The organism is Flavobacterium notoginsengisoli (assembly GCF_014207905.1).
GTDB lineage: Bacteria > Bacteroidota > Bacteroidia > Flavobacteriales > Flavobacteriaceae > Flavobacterium > Flavobacterium notoginsengisoli_A.
The window spans coordinates 118,245-131,238 of record NZ_JACHLB010000002.1 but is presented as its reverse complement, the minus strand read 5'-3'; the positions used below and the strand labels follow the sequence as shown (position 1 = coordinate 131,238).

Below are 12,994 nucleotides of genomic sequence, written 5' to 3'. Positions count from 1 at the left end.
TATTAAAATTCAACATTAAAACCAAAAGTGATTTGTCTTGGCACAGGATAACGCCCGTTATCGACACCAGACAACAATGCATCTTGGTTAAAAGAACCTACTTCAGGATCGTATCCTTTATATTTCGTAAACGTGTATAAGTTTTGTCCAGAAGCATAAATTCTCAATCTTGTTAAACTTAGTTTAGAAATCATTTCTGAAGGAAGCGAATATCCTAGAGTTACGTTTTGAATTCTTAAATATGATCCGTTTTCAATGTTGCGAGTTGAAATGGCATTATTGATATGATCATAAGTTGAAGGTCTAGGAAGCGATGCATCTAAATTTGAAGCAGAATAAAAATCAGCAGCTTCAGTTAAATAATTTGTTCCCATATAACTGTTCATCGTACCAGACAAACGGGTTAAGTTCATTAATTTATTTCCTGCAGTTCCTTGAAGGAAAATAGATAAATCGACATTTTTGTATTTGAAATTATTAGTTAACCCATAAGTGAATTTTGGATTTGGATTTCCAATTGGAACTAAGTCATTCAAATCAATAACACCATCATTGTTTTGATCTTTATAAATCACATCTCCTTTTTGGAATGCCGGCTGTAAAGAGTTTGTTCCATCTTTTAAAACAACTTTAGTTCCATTCCCATCCGTATGACCATATTTTGTCAAATCATCATCAGTTCTGTAGATTCCTAAAGCTTCGTAACCAATAAACGAACCAATCGGAAGACCTTCTGTTGTTCTAGAAACTGTTACCGTATTATAAGCTAGAGTATTCATTGTTTTTACAATGTTTAAGCCAGCCATATTAGTCACTTCATTTACATATCTGGTGAAGTTACCGCTCACATTCCAAGAGAAATTATCAGAGAATTTTTCTGTGTAACCTAATGTAATTTCAATACCTTTATTTTCCATACTTCCAAGATTAAAGTAAGGAGGATTTACACCACCTTCGTAATCTCCACCTCCAGAAAGGTAATTTGGAAGCGGCACTTGGTACAAGAAATTTTTATTGACTTTTTTATACACATCTACCGTAGCAGTAAGTTTTGAACTAAACATATTAAAATCTAGACCGATATTCGTCTGATCTTGAGTTTCCCATTTCAAATCTTTATTTGGCGTATTTGCAGGAAGATAAGACGTTCCCATTGTGCTATTTACTAAGTGCAAATTAGAATCGTATAGATTATTTCCGATTTGATTATTTCCTGTTTGTCCCCATCCAACTCTAATCTTGATACCGTCAACATATTTTCTTGTGCCTTCCATAAATTTTTCATTAGAAAGTTTCCAAGAACCACTTACAGAACTAAAAACACCCCATTTATTTCCAACAAAGAATTTAGAAGAACCATCCGTTCTAACAGAAGCAGTCAAACCATATAAATCTCCATAATCATAAACTACCCTTCCTAAATAAGAAGCTAAAGTTTGTGTTCCAGAATAAACTCCGCTTGTAACTGCTTTAGACAAATCTGAAGCTGAAAGCGATTTATCATTATTGTCTTTATAACCGTAACCCGTTATAGAATAACCTTCCCAGTGCGCTCTGTTCGATTCCTGAACGGCTAAAACTGTAAAATTGTGTTTACCAATTGTATTCTTATAAGTAAGCATGTTTTTTAAGTTCCAAGAATTTCCAGTTGATGGATTGTAATATAAGTTAGCATAACTTTTTACAGCATTTCCTAAAGAATACATCGGATCAAAACGCTGTCCTAAATTGTCATAAATATATCCACCTGCTTCAAAACGATATTCTAAACCTTTTAAAATATCAATTTGCGTGTAGAAATTTCCAGAATAGTTTTTTCTAACTAATGTATTCGAACCTAATAAAGAAGTCGCAACAGGATTTACAAAAGAAGTCTGTCCTCCCGCCGGCGGACCTGCAAATGCACCTGACAATTCTCTAACAGCAACATCTGGAGTTGCCAATAATGAAGTAGCAACAACACCATTGAATTGCCCGTTTAATGTTAATTTTTCATCTGTAATAGCTCCGCTTACGTTTACACCAACTCTGATGAATTTGTTAACCCTTGCATCGATATTAGATCTAAAATTATATCTTTTAAAACCAGACTCAATTACAATTCCTTCCTGATTTAAAACTCCTCCAGAAATATAATAATTGATTCCGTCTTTACCTCCAGAAAAAGACAACTGATTCGATTTCATGATTCCAGTTTCATAAATCGCATCTTGCCAATCTGTTCCAGCACCCAAAATCTCTGGATGAGCAAACTCAGGACGTTTTGCAGTCGGATCATAAACATCTGCCAAAGCGTTTTGGTGAACTGCATATTGCTGTAAATTCATTGAATGCAATTTTTTAGGCAGATTGCTAATAGAATAAGAGTTCTCGAAAGTTAATTTCCCCGTTCCTTTTCTACCCGATTTTGTTGTTACAATTACAACTCCATTCGCTCCTCTAGAACCATAAATTGCTGTTGCAGAAGCATCTTTCAAAATATCGATAGATTCAATATCATTTGGATTGATTAATGATAAAGGACTTATTGTGATATTTCCCGCGTTAGAGAAGTTAGAATCTCCAGCCGCATTTCTTCCAGAAGTAGATGAATTTCTTGCATCTCCAGAAATCGGCACACCATCAATAACGTACAAAGGCTCATTTGTACCTGTTAGAGAAGAAACCCCACGAATTCTTACCGAAACGTTACTTCCAGGCGCTCCAGAGTTACTATTTACGACTACCCCAGCAGCTTTACCTTGCATCATCTGATCAAAAGAAGCTACTTTTAGATTTTCAATATCTTTAGAAGCAATACTAGAAATCGCACTGTTTACATCTTTACGCTTTTGAGTTCCGTATCCAATTACAACTACGTCTTTTAAGTCTTCTGCATTAGATTTTAAAATTACGTTAATCGTTTTTTTACCTTCTACAGCTACCTTTTGTGTTGTGAAACCGATGAAAGAAAATACTAGAGTCGAATTTGGCGGAACATCAATAGAATATTTACCATCAAAGTCTGTTGAAACTGTTGTTTTAGAGCCTGCAACCGAAATGTTTGCTCCGGGAATCGATAACCCTTTTTCGTCAGAAACAGTTCCTGAAACTTTTACCTGAGCTGTAATAAAATTACTTGCCAGCAACAAAAATAATATCAATGGAACTGCTCTGTGGTTAGCCTTCCAATGAATAAAGTTAGTCATTAGTTTTTTCATAATAAATGTTTGGTTAGTTTAAAGTGTTTATTGCCAATCTAAAAGATAAAACGAGCCTGGATATATTTTATCTTTTAAATTATTTAACAAATCTATAACACTGGGGATTATCAAATCGATAATATTATATCATTTAATGATAATATTTTTACTGTAAACGATTTAAAAAACACATATGAAAATAAAATCATGTATTTTTTAAATTATTCGCAATGACAATCCTCAAAAACAACCTGTAGTATGAATAAAAACCAACGAAAAGCTAAAAATCAAACGTTTTCGTTAAAAATAATATTTATTAGTGACAAAAAAGTACCACTATAAAATACGCTTCAATCCTGAGAAATCTTCTCGATATTGACTCGGAGTGCAGTTTTTAGTAGCTTTAAAACTGCGGTTAAAATTGGCTATATTATTAAATCCAGATTTAAATGCAACTTCAGAAACGCTCATGTCTTTCTCTACTAGCCAACGAGCCGCATAACCAATTCTAATATCATTTATATAATTGACAAAAGTTTTACCTGTACGTTTTTTTATAAATCTATTAAAAGAAATAATCGACATACTCGCCACATTTGCCACATCTTCTAAAGTGATTTTTTCAGCAAAATGTTTTTGCACGTATTCGTAAACTAATTTCATTTTATCATAATCATCGAAAGTATCGTAATCAACTGTATAAGTCGAAAGCAAACGCTGATTTCTCGAATTTGCCAAATCATATAATAAAGAAGTAATTTCTAAAAAGTAGTCCATACCGTCAAGTTTTGAAAGCCTCACAAGTCTTGGCGTTAATTCTTCGGCCGTTTTTTTGGAAAAAAGAATTCCATGAATAGATCGGTTAAACATATCTCGTATCGGATTCATAATACGTCTCGACAACAAAGATTCATGAAACAAATCATTATGAAACTGAATGGTTATTTCGTGAATTTTTTTACTTGTACATTTATTAAGCTCCCAACCGTGATATAAATTCGGACCAATTAAAACCAATTCGACGTTATCAATTTCTTCAATATTATCTCCAACAACTCGTTTTACACCTTTACCATTCAAAATAAAATTAATCTCAAATTCTGGATGATAATGAACCGGAAAATCAAAACTATCTTTTACGCGATCAAAAACCAAAAAGCTGTCACTTGACGCAAGGGGCGCAATTTCTCTATAAAAATTCTTTGTAGTACTCATCTTAAAAACTATTTTCAGGAAATCAATATTCTTTTTTTGACTGCAATAATATGATATATAATTGATAAAATAATATTAATTACACTATATTCATCCGTTTATCTTTGAAAAATCAAATTATCAATTCTTTAAAAAGACCATTAATAATAAACATTAATCATTTTTAATTAAATAACTTTTTATAGTTTTAATAATTTTAACAGCATAACGCTGAAAAAAATTCGGACTAAAAAACGAAACGCTTTTAAAACTATAATTAACTGTATATTTTGCTTTTAGCAGAAACCAATTAAACCATTTTCTAATGAAAAACCATTTTCTAACCCTTTTAGCAACAGCAATTGTGAGTTCTTCTTGCCTATCGCATAACAGCACAAATAATACTAATTTGTCACTTTCTGACAAAAAAGCAACAGCAGAGACAAAAGCTCTTTACCAAAAACTAAATAATTTATCACAAAAAGGTTTTCTGTTCGGACATCAAGATGATTTAGCTTATGGCGTGAAATGGAAATATGAAGATGGAAGAAGCGACGTAAAAGAAACAGCTGGAGATTATCCTGCGGTTTACGGTTGGGATATTGCTGGTTTAGAAAAAGATAATGCTAATAATATAGATGGAGTTCCATTCGAAAAAATGAAACAATATATTATTGAAGCCAATGCAAGAGGCGGAATTTCTACTATAAGCTGGCATTTTGATAATCCCGCAACAGGAAAAGACGCTTGGAATAATGTTCCAAATTCTCTAAAAACTATCCTTCCTGGCGGAGAAAACAACCAAAAATTTACTTCATGGCTAGATAAAGCTGCTGTTTTTTTTCTTTCTTTAAAAGATAAAAACGGAAAAAATATTCCAATTCTATTTAGACCTTTTCATGAACTTACCGGCGGATGGTTTTGGTGGGGAAAAGGAAATTGCACTCCAGAAGAATTCAAAACGGCTTGGAAGTTTACTTTTGATTATTTGCAGAAAAAAGGAGTTCACAATTTAATTTATGTTTACAACACAGGCGGTTTTGGCAGTGAAGAAGATTTTCTAACGAATTATCCTGGAGACAACTATGCAGATATTTTAAGTTTTGACAGTTACCAAAACGGTAATGATCCGAATGGTGAAAAATTCATTCGTGAAGTTCAAAATCAATTTAAAATACTAAATGAAATCAGCCATAAAAAAAATAAATTGATGGCTTTGGCAGAAGCGGGTTACGAAGCCGTTCCAGATCCAAAATGGTGGACAGGAACTTTATTAAAAGCAATTGGAGATTATAAAATTTCTTATGTGTTATTATGGAGAAATCATGGTTGGCAGGAAAAAGAACAAAAAATGCATTATTATGCTCCGTTTAGCGGACAAGTAAGCGAAAAAGATTTTAAAGATTTTTATAATCTGGATCAAACTATCTTTGAAAAAGACATTCCTAAAAAATTAAAATAATTGCCTCAAATTTAAATTTCAATCATTAAAAAAAATCTAATGCACGACAAAATTAGTTTAAAAGAAAAAGTAGGTTACGGTCTTGGAGACGCTGCTTCCTCAATGTTTTGGAAAATTTTCAGCATGTACCTGCTATTTTTCTATACCGACGTTTTCGGATTGGCGCCTGCCGTAGTTGGTACAATGTTTTTAATTACTAGAATTTGGGATTCTTGCTTTGACCCAATTGTTGGAATTTTAGCCGACAGAACTAAAAGCAAATGGGGAAAATTTAGACCTTATTTACTTTGGGTTGCCATACCTTTTGCCGTGATTGGAGTTTTAACTTTCTATACTCCAGATTTTGATGAAAAAGGAAAAATCATTTATGCTTATGTTACTTATTCCTTAATGATGATGATTTATTCTTTAATCAATGTGCCTTATGCATCGCTTTTGGGCGTAATGTCTTCTGACAGAAAAGAAAGAAACACGCTTTCTTCTTACCGTATGGTTTTTGCATTCGGCGGAAGTCTTCTAGCACTTTGGTTAATCGAACCTTTAGTAAATTATTTTGGAGGAAATTTAAATTCTAAAACGGGCTGGTTGGCTACAATCGCTGTTTTCGGATTAATCACGACTATCTTTTTCTGGGCTTGTTTTTTATTCACTAAAGAAAGAATCAAACCTATCGAAAATGAACAAAATAACTTAAAAGAAGACTTAAAAGATCTTTGGAAAAATAGACCTTGGTGGATTTTGCTTGGCGCAGGAATCGGAGCTTTAGTTTTCAATTCCATCAGAGATGGCGCTGCCGTTTATTACTTCAAATATTATGTAAGCAGTGCCGTAAACTTCGATTTCTCACTTTTCGGAACCGATTTTCATATGACTCCCACTTCTATTTATTTGGTTTTAGGACAAGCAGCAAATATTATTGGAGTAATCATTGCAACACCGATTGCCAATAAAATTGGTAAAAAGAAAACCTTTTTTGGCGCTATGGCAGTAGCGACAATTTTAAGTTTGATTTTCTATTTATTCGGAAAAGAAGATGTAATGCTAATTATGAGTTTTCAAGTTTTAATCAGCATTTGTGCGGGTTGCATTTTCCCTTTAATCTGGTCAATGTATGCTGACAGCGCTGATTACTCGGAATGGAAACAAGGAAGAAGAGCAACAGGATTAGTCTTTTCTGCTTCTTCAATGTCGCAAAAATTCGGATGGACAATTGGAGGCGCTGGCGCTGGATGGCTTTTAGGTTATTACGGTTTTCAAGCCAATGTTGAACAAACTGCAACAGCTCAAAACGGAATTCAGTTAATGTTAAGCATACTTCCTGCAATTGCTGCGGCAGTTTCAGTAGCATTCATTTTATTTTACCCTTTATCAGAAGAAAAATTACAGATTATAGAACAGGATTTAAACGAAAAGAGAAATCAAAACCATTAAAAAATACAGACAAAGAAATCAAATCATATGACAACAATAACCTCTTCAGCTACTTTTCAAGAAAGAAAATCGGCGTTAGAAAAACAGCATAAAACATTAATAGAACAAAAAAATCAGCCACAGCAAACTATCGGAAACGGAATTTACGAACGTTACGAAAACCCAGTTGTGACAGCAGCGCACGTGCCATTAAACTGGCGTTATGATTTTAACGAAAATACAAATCCATTTTTACAGGAAAGAATCGGCATAAACGCTGCTTTCAATGCTGGAGCAATGAAATGGAACGGAAAATATCTTTTGGCTGTTCGTGTAGAAGGAATTGATAGAAAATCTTTTTTCGCAATTGCTGAAAGCCCAAACGGAATTGATAATTTCAAGTTTTGGGACAAACCTTGCGTAATTCCACAAACAGAAGATCCAGATACCAACGTTTACGACATGCGTTTAATAAATCACGAAGACGGATTTGTTTACGGCATTTTCTGTACCGAAAGAAAAGATCCAAATGCACCAAAAGGAGATACGAGTTCAGCCGTGGCAAATGCAGGAATTGTCCGTTCTAAAGATTTGGTAAATTGGGAAAGACTTCCTGATTTGATTTCAAATACGGGACAACAACGAAATGTAGTTTTACATCCAGAATTTGTAAACGGAAAATATGCTTTATATACACGCCCGCAAGATGGTTTTATTGATGTTGGAAGCGGCGGCGGAATCGGTTTAGGTTATGTTGAAGACATGAATAATCCAATTGTTAAAGACGAAAAAATCATTTTCGGAAAACAATATCATACCATTTATGAATTGAAAAATGGTTTGGGTCCAGCTCCAATTAAAACATCAAAAGGATGGCTACATATGGCGCATGGAGTTCGTAATACTGCTGCAGGATTACGTTATACATTATACCTTTTTATGACTGATTTGAACGATATTTCTAAAGTTACTCACGTTCCAGCAGGACATTTTATGGGACCGGAAGGAATTGAAAGAGTCGGTGACGTATCAAACGTTTTATTCTCAAACGGTTGGATTGAAGACGAAAACGGAACAGTTTACATTTATTATGCTTCATCAGATACGAGAATGCATGTCGCTGTTTCTTCTATAGATCAATTAGTTGATTATGTAATTAATACACCAGCCGATACATTTATTTCTGCAGGTTCTGTACAGACAATTATCAATCAAATCGAAAAAAATAACGCAATTTAAAATATCGTGTCACTACAAAGAAAGCTTTTAAAATCTGAATTGAATGCAGAATTAGAATCCATTTTAAACTATTGGTCAGAACGAACTTTAGACAATCAAAATGGTGGTTTTGTCGGACAAATTGATTTTAATGATCATCAAATTGCCAATGCTGAAAAAGGTTCGGTTTTAAATGCCCGAATTCTTTGGACGTTTTCTGCCAGTTATTCAACCACAAAAAACGAAAACCACAAAAAACTGGCAAAAAGAGCATTTGAATATCTAGCCGAAAATTTTTATGACACACAGTTTGGAGGTCTTTTTTGGAGTATTAATGAGGATAAAACTCCAAAAGACACCAAAAATCAGATTTATGCGCTAGCCTTTGCGATTTACGGATTGTCTGAATATTATGCGATTTCTAAAGACGAAAAAGCCTTAGAAATTGCTAAAAATTTATATTCAAAAATTCAAGAACATAGTTACGACAAAGTAAACAAAGGTTATCTGGAAGCTTTTACCAGAGATTGGCAACCAATTGAAGATTTACGCTTAAGCGAAAAAGATGCCAACGAAAAGAAAACTATGAATACACATCTTCATATTATTGAGGGTTATGTGAATTTATATAAAGTTTGGAAAGACGAAAATCTGCTAAAAGACATTATAGAATTATTAGAAACAATCGAAAAACATTTTATCAATCCAGAAACAGGGCATTTACATTTGTTTTTTGATGAAAATTGGGTCGAAAAACCAGATGTGATTTCATACGGACATGATATTGAAGCGGCTTGGCTTTTACAACAATGCGCTGAAATTTCAGGAAATGAAACTTTAATTGCCAATTATAAAAAATACGCGATTCAAATTGCAGAAGCCACAAAAGAAGGTTTAGATACCGATGGCGGTTTATGGTATGAATTTGATCCCGAAAAAAACGAATTGATTCCAGAAAAACATTGGTGGCCACAAGCAGAAGCTTTAATTGGTTTTTACAATGCTTATCAATTAACTGGAAAAGAAGAATATTTGGATATCGTTTATAAAATCTGGAAATTCACAAAAAAATATATTATTGACCAGAAAAATGGCGAATGGCATTGGGGAATTTTCAGTGATTATTCTCTAATGAAAAAAGATAAAGCCGGATTCTGGAAATGTCCTTATCATAATAGCCGCGCTTGCCTAGAACTTATTACCCGAATCAAAGATTAACCTATTTAGTTTAAAATCTTAGCATAATATTATCATGAAACAGCTTTTACTTTTTAGTTTATTATTTCTTGCCACAATGTCAAACGCGCAAATGAATCTCGTAAAAAATTCTGGTTTTGAAAGAGATCTTATCAATTGGACTGGACAAGAAAATGCAGCACTTTCATCTTACGATAAAAAAACGGGAAGAAGCAGCGCCTTAATCAATCAATATACGGGAGCAGAATGGCGCGCTTTAGATCAAACCATTTTAATTCCGAAAAACAGTTACGCCGTTGAATGCAGTGCTTGGATGAAAACGGATCAAGTAGAAAGTCAAAAAGAAGATTATAAAGCCGCTGCAATCATTATAGAATTTATCAATGCAGCCGATAAACAAATTAGCTCAGAAACTATCGGAAGGGCAAAAAACACAACCGACTGGACCAATTACAAAAAAGCTGTAAAAATTCCAGCAAATGCAAAAAAGGTAAGAATCATGTTGGCATTAGCGCAGACAAATGGAACAGTTTTTTTTGATGATGTCAATATGATAGCGCTTGGTGAAGAGGAATTTGCAAAATTAAGTCCTGAAACAAAATAGTGAACCATGAAAAAATCTTTTCTTAAAATACTATTTCTGAGTTTATCCATTTTAGTTCTGGCCGGATGTTCTTCAGATAATGATTCGACCGATGAAGTTATAGTAGATCCACCAACACAAGATGATCCTTTAACGACATCAAACGTTACCAATTATATGGTTGATCCAAATGCAACAAAAGAAACCCAAGCTTTATTTTATAACTTAAAAAAACTGGCAAAAACCAAAACAGCAATTGGTCAACAAGATGCTTTTAATAGCTTTTATCAAGATGCTGGCGGAGATTCAGACATTAAAAAAAATACAGGTTTTGATCCAGCAGTTTTAGGTTCAGACTTTATGTTTATCACTGATAAAACCAATAACGAACAATCGAACAACTGGTTTTATCAACAAGAACAAAAAATAATTGCAGATACCAAAGCCGCTTACGCGAAAGGAATAATCAATACTTTCAGTTGGCATTTGAGAGAACCTAATAAAGAAGAGTCTTTCTATGCTACAGATATTACGGCTGAGCAAAAATCGACTGCTTTTAGAAGCATTCTTCCAGGTGGAGCAAATAACGAATGGTATAAAAAGAAATTAGATAAAGTAGCCAAAGTTATTTCAAATCTAAAAGGTTCGAATGGCGAATTGATTCCTGTAATTTTTAGACCTTTTCACGAATTTGACGGAAGCTGGTTTTGGTGGGGAGCCGATTTTTGTACTCCAGATGAATACAAAAAAGCTTATCAGTTTACGGTTGATTATTTGAAAAACACAAAAGGAGTTCATAATATTCTCTATGCCTTTTCTCCCGATAATTCATACACAACGGAAGTCAATTATTTAAGCCGTTATCCGGGAGATAAATATGTTGATATTATCGGAATGGATAATTATGGTGACTTTAATAATCAAGGTCAAACGGGATCTGACAAAGCAAATTCTAAACTAAAAATCCTTTCAGATTACGCAAAATCTAAAGTAAAAATCGCGGCTTTAACCGAAACTGGATACCGTGTTACCAATACAACGCCAGCCATTACAGATTGGTTTTCGACTTTATTATACAGCGCTTTGACTAAAAATGATATTCAGATAAGTTATGTCATGTTTTGGAATAATACTGTAGATGGCTATTATGTTCCAAACGGAACGGTTTCAAATACAAGTGATTTTAAAACATTCAGTTTAAAAACTAAATCGGCTTTGGTCAATTCGTTGCCAAAAATGTATGAAATGCCTAAATAGTTTTTTGTTTCAGGTTTAAAGTTTCAAGTTCAAAATAAAACGCGTAATATAACGGATTGCCCTAGCCCCGATAGAAGTGGAAATCCTTTTTGTGTCTCGTTTCTTTAACGAGACACAAAAAGATTGCAACGGATAGCGGGAATAGCTCCTTAAAATATAAATTATGAAAAATAGATTTTTTAAAACACTTTCTCTTGCCTTGCTTTTCTCAGTAATTGCTTGTCAAGCGCAAGAAAAAATTAGTGTAAAAGGAAACCAGTTTTACAAAGGCGATAAACCTTATGCATACATCGGAACCAATTATTGGTATGGAAGTATGCTTGCTTCAAAGAAAATTGGCGATCGCAAAAGACTGCTTCGTGAATTGGATTTAATGCAGAAAAACGGAATCGATAATTTACGCATTTTAGTAGGTGCCGATGGCGGAAAATACGACTTTACGGTTCGTCCTGCATTGCAATATGAACAAGGAAAATACGACGAGGATTTGTTGGACGGATTGGATTTCTTGATTAATGAAATGAGCAAGCGTAAAATGTACGCCGTTTTGTATCTGACCAATAACTGGGAATGGTCTGGCGGTATGTCACAATATTTAGAATGGAATGGTAAAGGTCCTGTTCCCGTTCCCGCTATTCCGCCGAATACTTGGCCACAATTTATGTCTTATACCGAGCAATTTCATAGTTGCGAACCTTGTATGGAGGCTTTGAATAATCATGTTAAGTTTATTATTGGCAGAACAAATGCTTATTCTAAAAAGAAATACAACGAAGACAACACCATTATGGCGTGGCAAGTTGGAAATGAGCCGAGACTTTTTACCGTAGAAAACGAAGCAAAATTCACAAAATGGCTAAATAACATTGTCGATCTGATTGACAGTTTAGACAAAAATCATTTGGTTTCAACAGGTTCTGAAGGGAAAAACAGTTCAAACGACAGCATGGAAATTTTCGAAAGAACACACAAAAATCCGAATATCGATTATTTGACCATGCACATTTGGCCTAAAAACTGGAATTGGTTTAAAGCTGATAATGCAGAAGCGACATTTCCAAAAACAATTGAAAATGCTGGAAAATATATTGATGATCATATTAAAGTAGCCAACAATCTGAAAAGGCCTATTATTATTGAAGAATTTGGTCTTCCAAGAGAAAACGAAAATCTAAACGCAGGAGCTTCTTCCGTTTACAGAGATAAATTTTACAGCTATATTTTTGGAAGAGTTGTAGAAAGTGTTAAAAATGGCGGACCATTAAGAGCAGCAAATTTCTGGGGTTACGGTGGAGAAGGGAAAGCTATTCATCCTGATGGAAAATGGAATCCGGGCGAACCTTTTACAACAGACCCACCGCAAGAACCGCAAGGTTTAAATTCTGTTTTTAATGGAGATCTATCGACATTGAAAATTGTGAAAGATTACAATTTAGAATTAAAAAAATAGAATAGAATTCATCCCTATTTTCTGTAGAGACGCACCGCAGT

Annotated in this window: 9 protein-coding genes; 7 read left to right on the top strand and 2 right to left on the bottom strand. The window is 33.9% G+C overall.

From position 1 onward, the window contains the following. Positions 1-2: 2 nt before the first annotated feature. Together HNP35_RS07455 and HNP35_RS07450 are read right to left on the bottom strand one after the other, a co-directional pair. Positions 3-3,200: a SusC/RagA family TonB-linked outer membrane protein gene (locus HNP35_RS07455; RefSeq protein ID WP_184159947.1), complete on the bottom strand. Its 3,198-nt coding sequence runs from the start codon at positions 3,198-3,200 to the stop codon at positions 3-5. A 318-nt stretch (positions 3,201-3,518) separates the two neighbouring features. Further along, on the bottom strand, positions 3,519-4,397 hold the full coding sequence (locus HNP35_RS07450) for an AraC family transcriptional regulator (protein WP_184159945.1): 879 nt from the start codon (positions 4,395-4,397) through the stop codon (positions 3,519-3,521). 304 nt (positions 4,398-4,701) lie between these two features. Between HNP35_RS07450 and HNP35_RS07445 the strand changes: the two genes are divergently transcribed. The 7 genes from HNP35_RS07445 (at position 4,702) to HNP35_RS07415 (ending at position 12,953) form a co-directional block, all read left to right on the top strand. After that, positions 4,702-5,838 carry a glycoside hydrolase family 26 protein gene (locus HNP35_RS07445; RefSeq protein WP_184159943.1) on the top strand — a complete coding sequence of 379 codons (1,137 nt, stop codon included), beginning with the start codon at positions 4,702-4,704 and terminating at the stop codon, positions 5,836-5,838. 39 nt (positions 5,839-5,877) lie between these two features. Beyond that, a complete protein-coding gene (locus HNP35_RS07440) occupies positions 5,878-7,269 on the top strand; it encodes an MFS transporter (RefSeq protein WP_184159942.1) in 1,392 nt (463 codons plus the stop codon). Between the two features lie 27 nt (positions 7,270-7,296). Further along, positions 7,297-8,487 carry a glycoside hydrolase family 130 protein gene (locus tag HNP35_RS07435; protein ID WP_184159940.1) on the top strand — a complete coding sequence of 397 codons (1,191 nt, stop codon included), beginning with the start codon at positions 7,297-7,299 and terminating at the stop codon, positions 8,485-8,487. Between the two features lie 6 nt (positions 8,488-8,493). Next, positions 8,494-9,684: an AGE family epimerase/isomerase gene (locus tag HNP35_RS07430; RefSeq protein ID WP_184159938.1), complete on the top strand. Its 1,191-nt coding sequence runs from the start codon at positions 8,494-8,496 to the stop codon at positions 9,682-9,684. Positions 9,685-9,718: 34 nt separating this feature from the next. Further along, the gene (locus HNP35_RS07425) at positions 9,719-10,267 is read left to right on the top strand and encodes a carbohydrate binding domain-containing protein (RefSeq protein ID WP_184159936.1); all 549 of its coding nucleotides are present in this window, start codon (positions 9,719-9,721) and stop codon (positions 10,265-10,267) included. A 6-nt stretch (positions 10,268-10,273) separates the two neighbouring features. Continuing rightward, positions 10,274-11,503 (top strand): glycoside hydrolase family 26 protein, encoded by a 1,230-nt coding sequence (locus tag HNP35_RS07420; protein WP_184159934.1) that lies wholly within the window; start codon positions 10,274-10,276, stop codon positions 11,501-11,503. A gap of 163 nt (positions 11,504-11,666) precedes the next feature. Beyond that, positions 11,667-12,953 (top strand): glycoside hydrolase 5 family protein, encoded by a 1,287-nt coding sequence (locus HNP35_RS07415; protein ID WP_184159932.1) that lies wholly within the window; start codon positions 11,667-11,669, stop codon positions 12,951-12,953. The last annotated feature ends 41 nt before the right edge of the window (positions 12,954-12,994 follow it).

Bases quoted from the DNA above. Each gene is read 5' to 3' on its own strand.
- HNP35_RS07455 (WP_184159947.1), bottom strand. From the start codon at position 3,200: ATGAAAAAACTAATGACTAACTTTATTCATTGGAAGGCTAACCACAGA.
- HNP35_RS07450 (WP_184159945.1), bottom strand. From the start codon at position 4,397: ATGAGTACTACAAAGAATTTTTATAGAGAAATTGCGCCCCTTGCGTCA.
- HNP35_RS07445 (WP_184159943.1), top strand. From the start codon at position 4,702: ATGAAAAACCATTTTCTAACCCTTTTAGCAACAGCAATTGTGAGTTCT.
- HNP35_RS07440 (WP_184159942.1), top strand. From the start codon at position 5,878: ATGCACGACAAAATTAGTTTAAAAGAAAAAGTAGGTTACGGTCTTGGA.
- HNP35_RS07435 (WP_184159940.1), top strand. From the start codon at position 7,297: ATGACAACAATAACCTCTTCAGCTACTTTTCAAGAAAGAAAATCGGCG.
- HNP35_RS07425 (WP_184159936.1), top strand. From the start codon at position 9,719: ATGAAACAGCTTTTACTTTTTAGTTTATTATTTCTTGCCACAATGTCA.
- HNP35_RS07420 (WP_184159934.1), top strand. From the start codon at position 10,274: ATGAAAAAATCTTTTCTTAAAATACTATTTCTGAGTTTATCCATTTTA.
- HNP35_RS07415 (WP_184159932.1), top strand. From the start codon at position 11,667: ATGAAAAATAGATTTTTTAAAACACTTTCTCTTGCCTTGCTTTTCTCA.